17 protein-coding genes are annotated in these 18259 nt (G+C 66.2%); 10 read left to right on the top strand and 7 right to left on the bottom strand.

Annotated elements, in window-relative coordinates; translation table 11 throughout:
- Positions 1–35 precede the first annotated feature (35 nt).
- Both ACTZWU_RS16105 and ACTZWU_RS16110 read right to left on the bottom strand, forming a co-directional pair.
- Positions 36–926, bottom strand: coding sequence for an aldo/keto reductase (locus tag ACTZWU_RS16105; protein ID WP_444738382.1), 891 nt, complete (start codon positions 924–926; stop codon positions 36–38).
- A 2-nt stretch (positions 927–928) separates the two neighbouring features.
- Positions 929–2083, bottom strand: a complete 1155-nt coding sequence (locus ACTZWU_RS16110; protein ID WP_444738383.1) for an LLM class flavin-dependent oxidoreductase — start codon at positions 2081–2083, stop codon at positions 929–931.
- Positions 2084–2176: 93 nt separating this feature from the next.
- Here ACTZWU_RS16110 and ACTZWU_RS16115 point away from each other — a divergent pair, with 93 nt between their 5' ends.
- Positions 2177–2887 carry a GntR family transcriptional regulator gene (locus ACTZWU_RS16115; protein ID WP_444738384.1) on the top strand — a complete coding sequence of 237 codons (711 nt, stop codon included), beginning with the start codon at positions 2177–2179 and terminating at the stop codon, positions 2885–2887.
- Positions 2888–2897: 10 nt separating this feature from the next.
- Positions 2898–4025, top strand: coding sequence for a Gfo/Idh/MocA family protein (locus tag ACTZWU_RS16120; protein ID WP_444738385.1), 1128 nt, complete (start codon positions 2898–2900; stop codon positions 4023–4025).
- Positions 4026–4242: 217 nt separating this feature from the next.
- On the opposite strand, the gene ACTZWU_RS16125 is transcribed toward ACTZWU_RS16120, so the two are convergent.
- The 5 genes from ACTZWU_RS16125 to iolG all read right to left on the bottom strand — a co-directional run bounded on the left by ACTZWU_RS16125 (position 4243) and on the right by iolG (position 9395).
- Positions 4243–5064, bottom strand: a complete 822-nt coding sequence (locus ACTZWU_RS16125; protein ID WP_444738386.1) for a prephenate dehydrogenase/arogenate dehydrogenase family protein — start codon at positions 5062–5064, stop codon at positions 4243–4245.
- A 233-nt stretch (positions 5065–5297) separates the two neighbouring features.
- The gene (locus ACTZWU_RS16130; RefSeq protein ID WP_444738387.1) at positions 5298–6329 is read right to left on the bottom strand and encodes a Gfo/Idh/MocA family protein; all 1032 of its coding nucleotides are present in this window, start codon (positions 6327–6329) and stop codon (positions 5298–5300) included.
- Entirely contained in the window at positions 6329–7492 is a 1164-nt protein-coding gene (locus ACTZWU_RS16135; protein WP_444738388.1) for a Gfo/Idh/MocA family protein, read from the bottom strand. Before ACTZWU_RS16135 ends, ACTZWU_RS16130 begins: the two co-directional genes overlap by 1 nt.
- Positions 7489–8385, bottom strand: coding sequence for a myo-inosose-2 dehydratase (gene iolE / locus ACTZWU_RS16140; protein WP_444738389.1), 897 nt, complete (start codon positions 8383–8385; stop codon positions 7489–7491). The genes ACTZWU_RS16135 and iolE overlap by 4 nt, the downstream gene beginning before the upstream one ends.
- Positions 8382–9395: an inositol 2-dehydrogenase gene (gene iolG, locus ACTZWU_RS16145; RefSeq protein WP_444738390.1), complete on the bottom strand. Its 1014-nt coding sequence runs from the start codon at positions 9393–9395 to the stop codon at positions 8382–8384. The genes iolE and iolG overlap by 4 nt, the downstream gene beginning before the upstream one ends.
- A gap of 92 nt (positions 9396–9487) precedes the next feature.
- Between iolG and ACTZWU_RS16150 the strand changes: the two genes are divergently transcribed.
- From ACTZWU_RS16150 to ACTZWU_RS16185, 8 genes are all read left to right on the top strand, one after another.
- Complete coding sequence (locus tag ACTZWU_RS16150) at positions 9488–10501, top strand: LacI family DNA-binding transcriptional regulator (RefSeq protein ID WP_444738391.1); 1014 nt, start codon at positions 9488–9490, stop codon at positions 10499–10501.
- Positions 10502–10574: 73 nt separating this feature from the next.
- Positions 10575–11612, top strand: coding sequence for a LacI family DNA-binding transcriptional regulator (locus tag ACTZWU_RS16155; RefSeq protein ID WP_444738392.1), 1038 nt, complete (start codon positions 10575–10577; stop codon positions 11610–11612).
- Positions 11613–11846: 234 nt separating this feature from the next.
- Complete coding sequence (locus ACTZWU_RS16160) at positions 11847–12782, top strand: sugar ABC transporter substrate-binding protein (protein ID WP_444738393.1); 936 nt, start codon at positions 11847–11849, stop codon at positions 12780–12782.
- A 69-nt stretch (positions 12783–12851) separates the two neighbouring features.
- Positions 12852–14381, top strand: a complete 1530-nt coding sequence (locus ACTZWU_RS16165; RefSeq protein ID WP_444738394.1) for a sugar ABC transporter ATP-binding protein — start codon at positions 12852–12854, stop codon at positions 14379–14381.
- Between the two features lie 12 nt (positions 14382–14393).
- Positions 14394–15416 carry an ABC transporter permease gene (locus tag ACTZWU_RS16170; protein WP_444738395.1) on the top strand — a complete coding sequence of 341 codons (1023 nt, stop codon included), beginning with the start codon at positions 14394–14396 and terminating at the stop codon, positions 15414–15416.
- A gap of 78 nt (positions 15417–15494) precedes the next feature.
- On the top strand, positions 15495–16391 hold the full coding sequence (locus ACTZWU_RS16175; protein WP_444738396.1) for a sugar phosphate isomerase/epimerase family protein: 897 nt from the start codon (positions 15495–15497) through the stop codon (positions 16389–16391).
- Positions 16392–16401: 10 nt separating this feature from the next.
- The gene (locus ACTZWU_RS16180; protein ID WP_444738397.1) at positions 16402–17412 is read left to right on the top strand and encodes a Gfo/Idh/MocA family protein; all 1011 of its coding nucleotides are present in this window, start codon (positions 16402–16404) and stop codon (positions 17410–17412) included.
- A 7-nt stretch (positions 17413–17419) separates the two neighbouring features.
- Positions 17420–18205 carry a TIM barrel protein gene (locus tag ACTZWU_RS16185; RefSeq protein ID WP_444738398.1) on the top strand — a complete coding sequence of 262 codons (786 nt, stop codon included), beginning with the start codon at positions 17420–17422 and terminating at the stop codon, positions 18203–18205.
- The last annotated feature ends 54 nt before the right edge of the window (positions 18206–18259 follow it).

The raw sequence follows: 18259 nt of genomic DNA on the forward strand, positions 1-18259 counted from the left end.
ATCGGGAACGAAGCTTGCGCCATGGGTCATCTGCATCACGCGACCTCATGGCCAAGCGCGGCCTCGTAAAGCTGGAACCACTCGGTCCGCGACAGGCTGACCTTCAGCGCATCCGCGATGGCCGCGATGCGCGGCAGCGCGTTGGTGCCCATCACGGGCATGATCCGCGCGGGATGGCGCAGCAGGAAGGCCACCGCCACCGCAGCCCGGTCCACGCCATGCGCGGCGGCGATGCGGTCCATGACCTGCGCCACGGGGCCGTCACCCGTCATCAGGCTGCCCCCACCCAAGGGCGACCAGGCCATGACCGGGTCGCGGCGGCGCTGGTGAAAGGCCAGATCGCCATCGGTGAAGGGCGCGACGCGGGCCAGCGAGATCTCGATCTGGTTTGTGGCCAAGGGCACCTGCATCGCCGATTGCAACAGTTCCACATCCCAGGGGCGGAAGTTCGAGACGCCGACCGCGCGGACCTTGCCTTCGGCCACCAGCGCGTCCAGCGTGCGGCCCGTTTCGTCATGGTCCATCATTGGATCGGGGCGGTGGATCAGCAGCAGGTCGATCCGGTCGGTCGCCATGTCGCGCAGGCTGGCCTCGACCGAGGCGCGGATATGCGCCTCGGACGTGTCGTAGTGCTTGCAAGAGGTGGCGGCGTGCCGGCCCATCGGCGCGACGATGCCGCATTTCGTCACGATCTCGATCCGGTCGCGCAGGCCGGGGCTGGCGCGCAGGGCATCGCCCAGCAGCGCCTCGGCGGTGTAGCCGCCATAGATGTCGGCCTGATCCATCGTGGTGATGCCCTGGGCCAGACAGGCCTCGATCTTGGCCTGCACATGGGCGGGCGAGGTGTCTGGATCGTCCCCGATCCGCCACATTCCGTAAACCAGCCGTGACAGGGCAACCCCGCCCGTCAATACGATCCGTTCCATCCTCAGCGCCTTTCGCCTGCGGCCAGCGGGGTGGCGGGGGCGCGTTCCGGCACGCGGCCCCAGACCCGGTTCAACTGGCAGGTGTTCATTTCCGGCAAGACGCGGCTGCCGAAATGGCAGGCCTCGTCCTTGTGCGGGTAGCCCGACAGGACGAAGGCGCGGATGCCCATGTTCCGCAATTCTTCCAGCTTGGTCAGGACCTGGTCGGTCGAGCCGACGATGGCCGCCCCGCAACCCGATCGGGCCCGGCCTACGCCGGTCCACAGATTGGGCTCGATATAGCCATCGTCATCGGCAAGATCGCGGTTTCGCGCCTGACGGCTGACGCCGAGCGATCCGGCATCCAGCGCCCGTTCGCGGATCGCGCGGCCCTGTTCGTCATCCAGCTGGCTGACCAGTTCTCGGGCATATTCGCGGGCCTCGGCCTCGGTGTCGCGGACGATGACATGGGCGCGGAAGCCATAATCCAGGGTCCGGCCGTATTTTTGGGCCGCGGCATGGGCGGCGCGCATCCGGTCGGCGATGTCCTCGGTCTTTTCGGGCCACATCAGATAGACGTCGCAATGCTGCCCGCACAGATCCAGCGCGTCCGGGGAATAGCCGCCGAAATACAGCATCGGCCCGCCCTGCTGATAGGGTTTGGCGGGGTCCGTGGTCAGGCCGGTGAAATTGTACACTTCGCCCTGATAATCGATCTGGTCGCGGCTCCAGGCCTGTTTCAGGATCTCGACCACCTCGCGACTGCGCTGATAGCGATAGGGGCTCGGTTCCTGCTGGCCGGGAAAGTCGCTGCTGATGATGTTGACCGTCAGCCGGCCCTTGAGCATGTGGTCCAGCGTGGCGATGGTGCGCGCCAGCATGATCGGCTGCATCTCGCCGCAGCGCACGGCGGCCAGCAGGTTGATGCGGTCGGTGATCGGCGCGCAGCCCGCGACGAAGGACAGCGTGTCCTGGCCCACCTGATAGCTGGAGGGGCACAGGATGTTGCCAAAGCCCTGCGCCTCGGCGGTTTTCACGATGTCGCTGCAATGATCCCAGGATGATCGCAGATCGCCCTCGGGGACACCCAGATGGCGGTAATCGTCGGAACAAAGCGCCGAAAACCAGGCGACTTCGACGGCTTTCAGATCGGCCGATGTGACGGGAACGACGGGCATTCTCTCCTCCGTGAGTCGCCTGCGGTTTCCACTTGCATAAAGCTGTCCTTGATGTAGATCAATGGTGCATCAATTTTCGCGAAGGAGGGAGCCATGGCCGAAAAGCAGCGTGCGGACGCCTTGCCCATCCATATGCAGATCAGCGAGATGATGATCCGCGACATCGCGGCGGGCCGCCTCGTCGATGGCCAGAAGCTGCCGCCCGAACGCCAGATGGCCGAGGCTCATGGCACGACCGTGCGCACCCTGCGCAAGGCGCTGGCGGCACTGGCGACGCAGGGCCTGCTGGAGCGGCGGCAGGGTTCGGGAAACTACATCCGCGCAGGCGGTCAGGCGGTTTCGGTCTATTCGATGTTCCGGCTGGAACACGCCCGCGGCGGCGGCGGTCTGCCCAATGCGCGCATCCTTTCGGTCGATCTGTTGCCCAAGGACGCGGGCCAGCCCGCCTATGGCGTCGCGGACGAGGCGACGCGCTTCCGGCGGTTGCGCTTTCTGGATCAGGTGCCGATCGCGGTCGAGGAAATCTGGCTGGATGCCGGCGCGGGCCGCATCCCTCGCGATCAGGTGCAGGATTCGCTGTATCTGACCTACAAACGGGCACTGAAGTTGTGGATCACGCGGGCCGAGGACCGCGTGGGCCTGGGCACGGTTCCCGACTGGGCGCCGGACGATTTCGGCCCCCGCCCCGGCGCGACCTGCGCCTATATCGAGCGGCTGTCCTGGGCGCAGGGCGCGCAGGCGGTCGAGTTCTCGCGCACCTGGTATGACCACGAAAAGGCGCTTTACGTCCAGCGCCTCATCTGAGGAGATCCCCATGATTATCCAGACCCCGCCCGCCGCCGAGACCCGGCTGATCACCTATGGCGTGATCGGCTGCGGCATGATGGGGCAAGAGCATCTGCGCAATATCGCGCTGCTGCCCGGCACCGCGATCGGTGCGATTTTCGAGCCCGATGCCGGAATGCGGCAGGAAGCCGCCGCCCTGGCGCCGGGCGCCGCGTTCTGCGACAGCCTCGATGACCTGCTGGCGCAGCCCGGCCTCGATTGTCTGCTGATCGCCAGCCCCAATTTCCGCCATGTCGAGCAGTTGCAGTCCATCGCCGCAGCCCGCCCCCTGCCGGTTCTGGTCGAAAAGCCGCTGTTCACCGACCCCGCCGATCTGGCCGCGCTTGAGCGTTTCGCCGCGACCTATCCCGCCCCGGTCTGGGTGGCGATGGAATACCGCTACATGCCCCCCGTCGCGCATCTGCTGGCGCAGGCGCAAGAGGCGACCGGCGGCATCCGGATGCTGTCGATCCGCGAGCATCGCTTTCCCTTCCTGGAAAAGGTCGGCGACTGGAACCGCTTCAACCGCTATACCGGCGGCACCTTTGTCGAGAAATGCTGCCATTTCTTCGACCTGATGCGGCTGGCCATCGGTGCGGATCCGGTGCGCGTGATGGCGATGGGCGGTCAGGCGGTGAACCACCTGGACGAACGCTATCAGGGCCAGACGCCCGACATCCTGGACCACGGCTATGTCGCGGTCGAGTTCGCGAACGGCACGCGGGCGATGCTGGAACTCTGCATGTTCGCCGAGGGCGCGCGCTGGCAGGAAGAGATCAGCGCCGTCGGCCCCGCAGGAAAGATCGAGGCCTTCGTTCCCGGCCCGACCCGCTTCTGGCCCGAGGATCTGGGCGAGCCTCCCGTCGCGCAGGTCATCGTCTCGCCGCGCGATCCAAAGGGGCCGCGGATGCTGGAAATCCCCGTCGATCCGGCATTGCTGGAAGCGGGCGACCACAACGGTTCGACCTTCTATCAGCACCAGCGCTTTCTGGAAGTGGTGCGCGGGCAGCGCGCCGCGCCCGACGTGACCGTTCAGGACGGCATCTGGGCCGTCCGCATGGGTCTGGCTGCGCAAACCTCGATAAAGGAAGGGCGCGTCGTCGATCTGTCCCTATAGGCCGAGGACCTTGTGCTTCCAAACCGCCGCCGCGCATCGGCAGGCAACTGCCGGTGCCGACAAAAATGACGGCGGCGTCGCCATCTTCACCATGCGGGGGGCAGGGGGCGCGCCCGACATCACGTTCGCGCGGCTCGATCATCGGGGCCGCGCGGATATCGTCTTGGCCTTCGGAGACAGTCACCCCAAGCGTATGTCAGCGCGCGTGAGTCTTCATTCATCCGCCAAGGGGTGATGCCGCTGGCCTGTCCAGGCTCGGTGAACCCACGGGGCGCGCGGCGTATGCCGAGGGCGGCGGGCAGCAGCGACAACCGGACGGAACCGAGGCCAATGCGTGGATCAGCCGATCCCGCAATTCGGCAAGGTGCCGATTATCCTGGGTGATGGCCGAAAAGACCTCGGGCGCGTCATGCGCGACGAGGCCGAGCGCCTGGTGCAGCAGCTCGAAGCTGCGGGTGCGGATTCTGGGCGGCGGGCCAAACGTCGCGTAGGCATGGGCAAGAATGTGCGTCAGCCCCTGCGTCAGCGCCGCCTGCCGGTCGTGATCCTCGGGCGTCGAGATCAGGACCTTCAGCCCCAGCACCCTGCGCAGGAACGCCGCGTGGCGCCGCCACCTCCCGCCGCGGATCGGGCACAGGACGATCTGGCTGCCCGCCAGCCCGAGCCTTGCGCTTTGCGGCCCGAACATCGGATGGCTCGCCAGGATCTCGACATCGCATGGCAGCAGGTCGCGCATCAGCCGGGCGGGCCGTTCCTTGACCGAGCAGACATCAACGACCAGTTGGCCTGGCCGCAGATGCGGCGCCAGTCCGGTCAGCACCCCCTCCATCGCCGAAACGGGGACCGCCAGCAGGATGATCTCGTCGCCGAGATCCGCCGGACGCCGCATGACCGCGTGGCCAGCCTTGAGCGCCGCCGCCGCCCTGCACGGGTCGGGATCGAGGACCGATACCCGCATATGAGGCGCAAGGGCTCGCGCGCAGAGGCTGCCAAAGGCGCCGAATCCGATGATCGTTACGTTGGGTTTTTCAGAGAACATGGCCTGATCCGGGAAGGGGCGACCAGGGGTACTTGTTCAGCTGATGCTCGACCACTGGCGCGTTGCAGCGGTGAACATGGGGAATGCTCCGCTACCTCAAGGCAGCGGATAATACGACGTGACGAATGTGACGGTCGCGGTGGTCATGTCGCAGCCCTAGCCGGGGCGTCGGGTCAGGTCAAGCCGGCGGGCCGATCCCCGCCGGCCCTGCCGCCAAATGGCCGCCCGCGACGTCAGCACGAGAAAGAGATCTGCGTCGCTTCGCGGATCTGATCCAGCAACCGCATCGTCGCCAATGTGTCGTCGACCGTCCGTCTGGGGGTTTCCCTCTGACCGGCAGCGATGCAGCGCGCCACCTCGGCGGCCTCGAAATGCAGGCCCTCGAAATGGCGGCCGGGCGGCTCGTGATAGTCGAGACGCTGTGTGCCGTCCGCCGAGATCAGCGTGAACGGTCCCGGCAGGTTGAACTCGGAGCCGAAGCGGATCGTGGCCCGGCTGCCGACGATGGCGGCGTTGGTCGGCGTTAGCCCGTAGAGGGTCGTCGCCATCGTGCCCAGATGTCCTGCCGCGTTCTGCATGGTGACGGCAAGCTGGCCGTGAACGCCCGAGGGGTCGTCCTGCTTGAGCCCGACGACGCGGCGCGCCTCGCCCAGAAGTCGCGCCAGAAGCGACACGGGATAGGTGCCCAGATCCAGAAGCGGCCCGCCCGCCAGTGCCGCATCGAAGATGCGGTGGTCGCGGGTGAAGTATTCGCCGTATTCGGTATGAACCGACTTGATCTCGCCCAGCACGCCCGCATCCAGCAGCTGGTCGATCACGTCGAACTTGGGCAGGAAATACGTCCAGAGCGCCTCGGCGAGGAACAGGCCGCGGCTGCGGGCGGCCTGGGCGATCTCGGCGGCTTGGGCATGGTCAAGCGCGATGGGCTTTTCCACCAGAACATGCCGCCCCGCCTCGAGCGCCAGCAGCGCGTGGTCGCGGTGCGAGGGATGGGGCGTGGCGATGTAGATCACGTCGAGGCTGCCATCGGCCACCAGCGCCTCATAACTGTCATGCGCGGTCGGGATGTCGTGCCGGGCCGCGAATCGGCTTGCGCCTTCGGCACCGCGCGAGCCCACGGCGGCGATGACCTGTCTGGTCTGCGCCTTCACCGAGCGGGTGAACTGATCGGCGATCCAGCCTGTACCCATGATCCCCCATCGCAGCGGCGGCGCGGACATCGGGTCGGGAATGCGGCATTGCGGCAGCACTGTCGGAAAGGTCATCACACGGTCTCCCACCGGCGCGAGGTGACGGAACGGTCCATCGCGTCGATGATCCGCATGTTTTCCAGCCCGAAGGCGAAATCCGGGTCGCAGCCGGTCCCGCAGATGCCGTCGATCAGGTCGCGCACCTCGATCACCTTCACGTCGAAATAGCCAAGCCCGCCGCCCGCGAAGTCAAAGGGGAAGAAGGCCGCGAATTGCGGCACCTGCGATCCGGCGAGCAGCGTCTTGAAGCCCCGGTCGCGCTTTTCGTCGTCGAAACGGGCGACCTTCAGTTCGTTGAAGCGCTCGCCGTCCATCAGGATCGTGCCCTTGGTGCCCGACACTTCCCAGGTGATGCCGAAGACCTTGCCGGCGGCGATGCGCGAGGCCTCGATCGTGCCGCCGGCCCCGCTGGCAAAGCGGATGAGGGCCTGCATCTGGTCCTCGTTCTCGACTTCGGCGCGCGGCGCGTCGGCGCCCGCCTTGGCGCTGTAACCGCCCGCGCCCCGGGGGATGGGGCGTGTCGGAAAGAAGGTCTGGCTTTGCGCGATGGTGCTTTCGACCGGCCCCATCAGGTATTGCGCGACCGAGACGACATGGCTGCCCAGATCGCCAAGCGCGCCCGTCCCGGCCTGCGCCCGCGTGCAGCGCCACGAATGGGGCAGTTCGGGGTCGTTGAAGAAGCCCTGGTCGAACCAGCCGCGAAAGCGGGTCGGGGTGCCGATCTCGCCCGCCTCGATGATCTGGCGAGCCAGCATCGCCGCGGGCGTCTTGACGTTGTTGAAGGCGACCATGGTCCTGACCCCGGCAGCCCTGGCGGCGGCGGTCATTTCCTCGGCCTCGGCCACGGTGATCGACAGGGGCTTTTCGCAATAGACATGCTTGCCCGCCGCGATGGCGGCCATGGCCATGCGGTGATGCATGTCGTTGGGCGAGGTGATGTCCACCACATCCACCTGCGGATCGTTCACCAGCGCGCGCCAGTCGCCGGTCGAGCGCTGGAAGCCGAAGCGTTCGGCGGCGGCGGCGGCCAGTTCCGGCGTGGCATCCGCGAGCAGGGTCAGTTGCGGGATGGCGGGCAGATCCCTGTAGAGCATCGCGGCGCGGCGGAAGGCGTCGGCATGGGCCTGACCCATGAAGCCCGATCCGATCAGGCCGATATTGAGCGTCTTGCGGGTCATTGGACACCTTCGGTCAGGTTGAAGATCTGCGCCACATGGCGGCGCGCGCGGGTGACGGTGGGCAGGGGCGGGGCCTTCGAGGGGTCCTGCTCGGCCTCGATCACCAGCCAGCCGGCGTAATGGTCGCGCACGAAGCGGGCGAGGGGGGCGAAATCGACGCAGCCATCGCCGGGCACGGTGAACATGCCGCGCCGGACGCCGTCGTTGAAGCTGGCATCCTCGGCGCGGACCCCGGCCATCACATCGGGGCGCAGGTCCTTGAGGTGGACATGCGCGATCCGGTCTCCTAAGCGGTCGATCAGCCGGGCGTAATCGAAGCCAGCCGCCGCGGCATGGCCGGTGTCCAGCAGCAGTCCGGCGCGGGGGGCGGCGTCCAGGATGGCTGCCGTTTCCTCGAAGGTCTCGGCCACCATCATCAGGTGGTGGTGATAGGCCAGCCGAAGCCCGTATTCGCCCGCCAGCCAGTCCGCGAAATCCGACAGGCGGCGGCCATAGGCGGGGATGTGGGTCGCATCCATGATCCGGCGCCGCGACATCGGCGCGTCCAGCGGCGCATCGCCCGCCATCATCGCCGTCTCGCCATAGACCATCACGCCGCAGCCCATGTCGCGCAGCAGCGCCGCGTGTTCACGCACGGCCGCACGTTCGGCGGCCACGTCATCCTCGGCCAGTCGCCCTGAATGCCAGCCCGAGGCGAGCGTCAGGCCCTCGGCCTGCAACAAGGGGCGCAGGCACGTGGCGTCGCGCGGAAACAGGCGGCCCAGCTCGACCCCCTCGAAGCCCGCCGCGGCGGCCTCGGCAAGGCAGGTCGTGACGGGCGTATCTCCGCCCAGATCGGCAAGAACGTCGTTCGTCCAGGAAAGCGGGCTGACCGCCAGTCGGATCGTGTTCATGGTTCCGGGCTCCAGTCTGGTGTCAGGTCGATGGCGCGGCCGGTGCGGGCCGAAAGCTGCGCGGCCTCGACCAGTCGCTGCGCCTCCAGCCCGTCGCGGATGCCCGCCAGGGGCTGGGTGCCGTCCCGGATCAGGGCGATGAACGCCGCCATCTCGGCGGCATAGGCCTGACGGAAGCGTTCCAGGAAATAGTTCTCGGGCGGGGCGGCCAGCGTCCCCTCGGCCGTCGTGATCGACATGGTCGAGACAGGCTGGTTGGCGACCGTCAGCACCTCGCGGCTGCACAGAACCTCAAGCCGCTGGTCATAGCCCATCGGCCCGCGCCGGCAGGCGACGACCTGCGCCATCCGCCCCGAACCCGTCACCAGCGTGATCGTCAGCGTGTCAACATCGCCCGCCGCCCGGATCTCGTCCGAGATCAGATTGCTGCCGACGGCAAAGACGCGGGTGATCGGCTCGTCCAGCAGGAAGCGCGCCATGTCCACGTCGTGGATCGAGCTGTCGCGGAACATGCCGCCCGAGGTCCGGACATAGCTGCCCGGCGGAGGCGAAGGGTCGCGCGAGAACATCACGATCTGTTCGACCGGCCCGCTGACGCCCGAGGCGATTCGCTCGCGCACCTGTCGGAAGCTTGTGTCGTAGCGGCGCTGAAAGCCCATGAGGCAGGGGATGCCCGCGGCCTCGACCTCGGCGGCGACCTGCCGCGTCAGACGGAAGTCCAGGCTGATGGGCTTCTCGCAAAAGACCGCCTTGCCGGCCTGCGCTGCGCGCGACAGCAGGTCCGCGTGGCTGTCGGTGGAGCTGGCGATGATGATGCCATCCACCGCTGGATCTTCAAAGACCCGGTCGTCGCTGACCAGCGCCGCCCCGCAAGAGGCCGCCACGGCCTCGGCCTCCGGTCCCGCCATAGGGTCAACCAGGTATTTCAGCGTGGTTCCCGGATGGGCCGCGGCATTCCCGGCATGAATGCGGCCGATGCGCCCGGCCCCGAAACAGGCAAGTGTGGTCATCTCGTTCCTCCCCGATCCTTGCGGCAAGGATTAGGCTTGCGGCGCGGCGCGCGGAACGGCAGTCTTGAAGAGATTTCTTCAAGAGGGACCTGATGGGCCGCAAGGTGACTGCGCGCGACGTGGCCGGGGCGGCCGGCGTCTCGGCTTCGACGGTGGACCGGGTCCTGAACCATCGCGGCGGCGTGGACAGCGCCAAGGAGGCGCGCGTCCTGGCCGCGGCACGCCGTCTGGGGCTGGACCGGGCGCTTGATCTGCGTCCGGCGCGCACATTGCGGGTGGCGGTCTTCATCCAGGGTCCGCAGAACCCGTTTCACGCGGCACTGAAGCGGGCGATCGACGCCTGGAATCGCGGGCCTGACCCGTGGAACCTGCAAATGCGGGTGTTTCACGTCCCGCCCAGCCTGACCCCCGCGTTGATCGAGAAGGTGGCCGAGGCCGGGCGCAGCCACGATGCGATCGTGATCTGCCTGCCCCATGACGACAGGCTGGTCGGCGCGTTGCAGACCATCCTGCGCGACGGCAAGCCCGTCGTGGCGCTGGCGACCGATCTCTGCTGCCCCGGCATTCTCTATGTCGGCCCTGACAACCGGCAGGCCGGGCGGGTTGCGGGCGACATGATGGGTCGCCTGCTTGGGGCGGCGGGGGGCGATCTGCTGGTGATCGCGGGCCATTCCGGGATGGTCGGTCACGCGCAGCGCATCGAGGGTTTCGCGCAGGTCCTGGCCGAGCGTCACCCCGCCTGCCGGATCATCCGTGTCGCCGAAAGCCTTGATCGCGCCGATCTGGCCGGCGAGATCGCATGGCGCGCGCTGCGCGAAGAGCCCCTGATCCGCGGCATCTACAACGCGGCGGTCGGGGCAGTGTCGGTGGCCGAGGCGCTGCAACGCCTGAACCGCGCGGGCGATGTGGTTCTGATCACCCATGAACTGACACCAGACCGGCGCGAATTGTTGCGCACCGGCATTCTGGACGTCGTGATCGACCAGGACCCCGAGGCAGAGATCGCCGAGACGGTCCTCGTGATCGCCCATGCCTATGGGCGGACCGACCAGCCACCGCGCGGTGGCCCGACGCCGCTGCGCATCCATATGCGCGAGAATTGCTGATCCTGCCTCAGGGGGCTTGCGGGTTCCTGAGGCCCTCGTGATATGATCGCATCATCAATCTGAGGTGAGGGCGATGGGCAGACCGACGATTTCCGATCTGGCGCGCGCGGCACGGGTCAGCACCGCGACCGTGGACCGGGTGCTGAATGGGCGCCCGAACGTGCGCGAAGAAACCGTCCGGCGCGTCCATGCCGCCGCCGAGGAGATCGGCTATCACGCCGCAAACGTGATTCGGCAGCGGATGCTGTCGGACCGCCCCGAATTGCGGCTTGGGCTGGTCCTGCAAAAGCCCCGGCACATGTTCTATCAGGAAGCGGTTGCAACCTTCGAGCGGCAGGCGCGGGCGACGACGCAGAGCCGGGTCCAGATCGTCTCGCGCTTCGTCGAGACGCCGCAGGCTTCGGAACTGGCCGAGGTTCTGATGTCTCTCAAGGGGCGCGTCGATGCCGTTGCCGCGACCGGGCAGGACCATCACCTGGTCACGCAGGCCGTCCAGGCGCTGCGCGAATCGGGAACGCCCGTCTTTTCGCTGCTGTCGGATTTCGCGCAAGGTGTTCGGGAAAGCTATTTCGGCCTGAACAATCTGAAGGTTGGCCGGATCGCGGGGTGGTTCATCTCGAAGCTGGCGCCGCAGCGGGGCAAGGTCGGCCTGTTCATCGGCGGCTCGCGTTTTCACGGGCACGAGTTGCGCGAGACAGGATTTCGCAGCTTCTTTCGCGACGAGGCAGCCGGATTCGAGTTGCTTGATACGCAGATCAACCTCGAGACGCGGCAACTGACCTACGAGGCGACGTTCAACCTGCTGAACCGCCATCCCGATCTTGTGGGGCTGTATGTCGCTGGCGGCGGGATGGAGGGGGCGATCCAGGCCGTGCGCGAACTGGATGCCGGTTCGAGGGTCGTGCTGATCGTGAACGAACTGACGCCCGATTCGCAGGCCGGATTGCAGGATGGTGCGGTCAGCATTGCCTTGGGCACCCCGATGCGCGAGCTGGCCGCGCAACTGATCGCCTTGGCGCAGAGCACGCTTGCCAACGGCATGGCTCCGGTGCCGGGTCAGCGCTTTCTGCCCTGCGAGGTCTGGACGCCGGAAAGCGACATGATGAGGTGATCGCATCATGGGATCGGTGCGATTACATCAGAATTGATGGTTTTCGTCTGCCGTTTCCGTTGACCGGCGTGCGCGGTTGCAGGCATTGTCCGATCCATCGAGAGGACGTGGAGGCCTCTCGGGCCCGCAGCACAAGCGAACCTGCCGGCGTCGGTCGATCCGGCGCAAGGTCGCGTGATGCCTGTCGCCAAGGGAAATCAAGGCGCGAAAGTGCCACCAGAGGAGGAGATCGACGTGACGAAATTCCTGATGACCACGGCCCTGATGGCCAGCCTGGGCTCGGCGGCGGCCGCCGAGAACATCGGCGTGTCCATGGCCCTGTTCGACGACAACTTTCTGACCGTGCTGCGCAACGGCATGCAGGATTATGCCGCCGGGCTGGACGGCGTGACGCTGCAGATCGAGGACGCGCAGAACGATGTGGGCCGTCAGCTGAACCAGATCCAGAACTTCGTCGCCCTTGGCGTCGATGCGATCATCGTCAATCCGGTCGATACGGATGCGACCGTCGCGATGTCGAACCTGGCTGCCGAGGCGGGCATTCCGCTTGTCTATGTGAACCGCCAGCCGGTCAACGTGGACAGCCTGCCCGAAAATCAGGCCTTCGTCGCCTCGAACGAGCTGGAATCGGGGACGCTGCAGACGCAGGAGGTCTGCCGCCTGCTGAAGGAAGAGGGCAAGGGCGAGGGCGCGCGCGCCGTCGTGATGATGGGCGAGTTGTCGAACCAGGCGGCCCGCATCCGCACCCAGGACATCCATGACGTGATCGCCACCGAGGAATGCGGCTTCATCGAGGTGGTCGAGGAGCAGACCGCGATGTGGTCGCGCACCCAAGGCGCCGACCTGATGACCAACTGGCTGTCGGCGGGCATCGAATTCGACGCCGTGATCGCCAATAACGACGAGATGGCGATCGGCGCGATCCAGGCGCTCAAGACCTCGGGCGTGGCGATGGATGCCGTGATCGTGGCAGGGATCGACGCGACCGCCGATGCCCTGGCTGCGATGGAGGCGGGCGATCTGGACGTCACCGTCTTCCAGAACGCCGCCGGCCAGGGCCAGGGCGCGGTCGATGCCGCCCTCCGCCTGTCGCGCGGCGAGGATGTGGACAGCAAGGTCTATGTCCCCTTCGAACTGGTGACGCCCGCCAACATCGCCGACTATCAGTAACCACTGGTCCCCAACGATCCGGTGGCCGGGCGGCCCTGACCGCCCGGCCCGCCAGGAAAGGTCAGAACCATGCTAGACGGAGCAGGCGCCTCGGCGCGCGGCATCTATTCGGGCGATTACATCCTCGAGGTGGACAACGTCCGCAAGGAATTCCCCGGCGTGATCGCACTGGACGATGTCCAGCTTCGCATCCGCCCGGGCACCGTCCATGCCCTGATGGGCGAGAACGGCGCGGGCAAGTCCACGCTGATGAAGATCATCGCGGGCGTCTACACGCCCGACCGGGGCGAGGTGCGCTTTGCGGGACAGCCGCTGTCCATCCGCACGCCACTGGACGCGCTGAATTCGGGCATTGCGATGATCCATCAGGAACTGAACCTGATGAACACCATGAATGTGGCCGAGAACATCTGGATCGGCCGCGAGCCCAAGGGCATGTTCGGCCTGATCGATCACGGCGAGATGGCCCGCAACACGCGTGCGCTGTTCGACGGCCTCGGCATCCGGCTGGAGCCCGACGCGATGGTCGGCGACCTGACCGTGGCGCAAAAGCAGATGGTCGAGATCGCCAAGGCGGTGTCCTTCAATTCCGATGTCCTGATCATGGACGAGCCGACCAGCGCCATCACCGAAACCGAGGTCGAGCATCTGTTCCGCATCATCCGCGACCTGCGCGCCAAGGGCGTCGGGATCGTCTACATCACCCACAAGATGAGCGAATTGTTCGAGATCGCGGACGAACTGACCGTGTTCCGCGACGGCAAGTATATCGACACGGTCGCGGCCAGCGACGTGACGCGGGACGATATCATCCGCATGATGGTCGGCCGCGAGATCACAGACATGTTCCCCAAGATCGACTGCGAGATCGGCGAGACGATCCTCGAGGTTCGCAACCTGACCCTTGAGGGCGTGTTCAGCGATGTCAGCTTCGCCTTGCGCCGGGGCGAGATCCTGGGCGTGGCGGGGCTGGTCGGATCGGGGCGCTCGAACGTGGCCGAGGCGATCTTTGGCGTGACCCCGGCCAGTTCCGGGCAGATTCTGATCGACGGGGCCGAGGTGGCCGTCACCTCGCCTCCGGTCGCCATGCAGCACGGGATGGCCTTTCTGACCGAGGACCGCAAGGAAACCGGCTGCTTCCTGAACCTCGACTGCATCGAGAACATCCAGGTCGCGCTGCTGTCCAGTGGCAAGGTGGACAATCGCGGCTTCGTCAATCAGCGCGAGGTCAACCGCCTGGCCGAGGAATACTGCGCGAAACTGCGCGTCAAGACACCGAACCTGGCCGAGACGGTCGCGAACCTCTCGGGCGGGAACCAGCAGAAGCTGCTGATCGCGCGCTGGCTTCTGACCAAGCCGCGCATCCTGATCCTGGACGAGCCGACGCGAGGGATCGATGTCGGCGCGAAATCCGAAATCCACCGCCTCATCACGCAACTGGCCGGCGAGGGCGTGGCGATCCTGATGATCTCGTCCGAGCTGCCCGAGGTTCTGGGCATGTCGGATCGCATCATGGTCATGCACGAAGGCCATGTCAGCGGCTTTCTGGACCGCGCCGAGGCCGATCAGGTCCGCGTCATGGAACTGGCGGCGAAATAGGGAGGGCCCATCGTGGCGACACAGACAATTGGCGCCGAGCGCGCCGCACCCAAGGCGCATCGCAAGCTGCCGTCCGAAATCAACATACTGCTGGTGCTGATCGGCATCGCGCTGGTCTTCGAGGTGCTGGGCTGGCTGTTTCAGGGACAATCGTTCCTGGGCAACCTGAACCGGCTGAAGATCATGATCCTTCAGGTCTCGGTCATCGGCATCATCGCCGTGGGCGTGACGCAGGTGATCATCTCGGGGGGGATCGACCTCTCGTCGGGCTCGATCGTGGGCGCCGTGGCGATGGTCTCGATGAGCTTCGCGCAGGTCTCGGAACATGCGCGCGCGGTCTATCCGGCGCTGACCGACCTGCCGGTCATCGTGCCGCTGCTGATCGGCCTTGCCTGCGGGGCCATCGCCGGCTTCATCAATGGCTGGCTGATCGCCTATACCAAGATCCCGCCCTTCATTGCCACGCTCGGCATGATGGTGGCCGCGCGCGGCTTTGCGAAATGGTACACCAAGGGTCAGCCGGTCAGCTTTCCGACCGACAGCTTCTCGGCGCTCGGGTCCGGGATGATGCCGGTCGTGATCTTCCTGCTGGTCGCCATCGTCTTCCACGTTGCGATGAAATACACCCGCTATGGCAAGTTCACCTATGCCATCGGCGCCAACCCTCAGGCGGCCCGCGTGTCCGGCATCAATGTCGAACGCCACCTGGTCAAGCTGTATGTCGTGGCGGGAACGCTGGCGGCGCTGGCCGGGATCGTGGTCGCGGCGCGCGGTCAGACCGCACAGGCCGGGATGGGCATGATGTACGAGCTTGACGCCATCGCCATGGCGGTGATCGGTGGCACCTCTCTGGCCGGTGGGCGCGGGTCGATCATCGGCACTTCGATCGGGATGGTCATCTTCGGCGTCATCATCTCGGGGTTCACCTTCCTGCGCCTCGACGCCTATTACCAGGAGATGATCAAGGGCGCGATCATCGTCGCCGCCGTCGTCGCCGACACCTACCGCCAGAAGAAGCGCGTCAAGAAAACCTGACGCCCTTTCCCCTCTCTTGTCCAAGGCCCCAAGGCGCATCCGCGCCAAGGGCCGAGGCTTGCCTGAACGGAGCCACAGATGAAACACACGCTCGACCCGCACATGATCCGGCACCTGTCGCTTGAGGACACGGTGCGCAAGACCGCCGAGCTGGGCTATGATCATATCGAGATGTCGCCCCGTCCCGACTTCTTCTCGTGGTGGACGCGGCCGAAGCTGTTCCCCGAGCGGATCGCCAGCTTCAAGCGGGCGCTGCGCGAGAACAATGTGGGCCTTGCCTCGATCCAGCCGATGTACCGGTGGGCCAGCCCCTATCCCGACGAATGGGACACCGCGATCGACAACTGGAAGCGCGCCATCGAGTTCGCGGTCGAGCTGGAATGCCCGCTTTTCGTCAGCGAATTCGGCCGTGGCGGCAGCCCCAACCGCAGCCTGAACGACCGCTCGGGCCTGCACCGCCCCGAGACCTGCGAGGGCGCCTTCTTCCGCGCGATGGACGTGCTGGTCCCGATCCTGGAACGCGAGGGGATCAAGCTGTCGCTCGAGGCCCATCCCGAGGACTGGCTGGAAGAGATCGCCCCCGCGGTGGACATCATCCGCACGATCAACTCGCCCATGGTCCGCGCGTCCTTCATCGCGCCGCACACGTTCTTTTACGGTCCCGACATGGTGTCGAACCTGCGCGCGACCGAGGGCCTGCTTGAGCACGTGCGCCTGGCGGACACCTATGATCACAACAAGTCGTCCCAGCTGCGCTACATCGTCAACCCGCCCGAATCGAAGGTCCGCGTGCATCAGCATCTGGATTACGGGCAGGGCGAGATCAACTGGGACCTGTTCTTCTCGACCCTGGCGGACATGAAATTCGACGGCGTGCTGTCGAACTGCGTCTTTGCCTGGGAAGACCGGGCCGAGGACAGCGCCCGTTTCATGCTGGACGAAACCAAGCGCTATGTCGCGAAATACTGGAAATAGGAACACGAACATGACCCTGAGGATCGGAGTCATCGGCACCGGCATGATCGGCCGCGACCACACCCGTCGCATCGCGCAGGTGCTGGCCGGCGCGGAAATCACCGCGCTCAGCGATTACAACCCCGACGCCGCGCGCGCCGTGCAGGCGGATCTGGCGCCGAACGCCAAGGTCTATGACAAGGGAGAGGACCTGATCGCCGCCGCCGATGTGGACGCGGTGCTGGTCTGCTCGACCGGCTCGACGCACGAGGCCTATGTCCTGGCCGCCATCGCCGCCGGCAAGCCCTGCTTCTGCGAAAAGCCGCTGGCCACGACGGCCGAAGGCGCCAAACGCATCGTCGATGCCGAGGTGGCGCATGGCAAGCGTCTGGTGCAGGTCGGCTTCATGCGCCGCTATGACGCCGGCTACCGGATGCTGAAGGACGTCGTGGACAACCAGATCGGCGCCCCGCTGATGGTCCACGCCGCCCACCGCAACCCCTCGGTCCCCGAGCAGTATGTGACGCCCATGGCGATCCATGACACGCTGATCCACGAGATCGACGTGTTCCGCTGGCTCTTGGACGACGACTACGTCTCGGCACAAGTTGTCTTTCCGCGCAAGTCCTCGCACAGCCACGGCAAGCTGGCCGATCCGCAGATCGTCCTGCTGGAAACGGCCAAGGGCGTCCGCATCGATGTCGAGATCTTCGTGAACTGCCGCTATGGCTACGACATCCAGTGTCAGGTCGTGGGCGAGGAGGGGCTGGCGAACCTGCCCGAGCCGATGAACATCACAACCCGCAAGAACGCGGCGCTGTCCACCCCGATCATGACCGACTGGAAGGACCGCTTCGTCGACAGCTACGATGTCGAACTGGCCGACTTCATCAGGGCCGCATCGCAGGGCACCGCCTCTGGTCCTTCCAGCTGGGACGGCTATGTGGCCGCGATCAGCTCGGATGCCTGCGTCGAGGCGCAGGAAAAGACCGGCCAGATCATCCCCATCACCCTGCCGGCCCGCCCGGCGCTTTACGACTGAGACCGCCATGCGATTTGCCATCAACCACATCTCGGCGCCCAAACAGCCGCTGGCCGATTTCTTCGCCATGTGCCGCGGCCTTGGCGTGACCGAGGTCGAGATCAGGAACGACCTGCCCGATGTTCTGGGCAGCATGGATCCGGCCGAGGTCCGCGCCGAGGCGGAACGCCAAGGCGTCACGATCCTGTCGATCAACGCGCTCTATCCCTTCAACGTCTGGTCCGGCGATCTGCCAGAGCGTGCGGTGAAGATGGCCGATTATGCGCAGGCCGCAGGCGCGAAGGCGCTGGTCATGTGCCCTCTGAACGATGGCAACGCGGTGGCGTTCGATGACCTTGTGGCCGCGCTCAAGGCGATGAAGCCGATCCTGGAAGAACGCGGCCTGACGGGTCTGGTCGAGCCGTTGGGCTTCCCGATCTCCTCCATGCGCAAGAAATCCACCGCGATCGAGGCGATCAAGGCGGCGGGGGGTGAGGGCGTCTACAAGCTGATGCACGACACCTTCCATCACCACCTTGCCGGAGAGACCGAGTTCTTTCCCGACTGGACCGGCCTCGTCCACATCTCGGGCGTGACGGATCCGGACGTGGCGGTGGGTGACATGCTCGACGCGCATCGCGTGCTGGTGGACGGCGCCGACCGGCTGGAGAACCTGCCCCAGATCAAGGCGCTTCTGGACGCCGGATATGACGGCCCGTTCAGCTTCGAGCCCTTCGCGGCCGAGGTTCACGAGGCAGCCGATCCCGAAGCGGCTTTGAAGCACAGCATGGACCATATCCGGTCCGCGCTCTGAGCACGGCGGCGGGCGTTCGCGCCCGCCCTCTCTTGAAGGAAAATCGGTATGAAG

Source organism: Paracoccus sp. NSM (assembly GCF_052379855.1).
GTDB lineage: Bacteria > Pseudomonadota > Alphaproteobacteria > Rhodobacterales > Rhodobacteraceae > Paracoccus.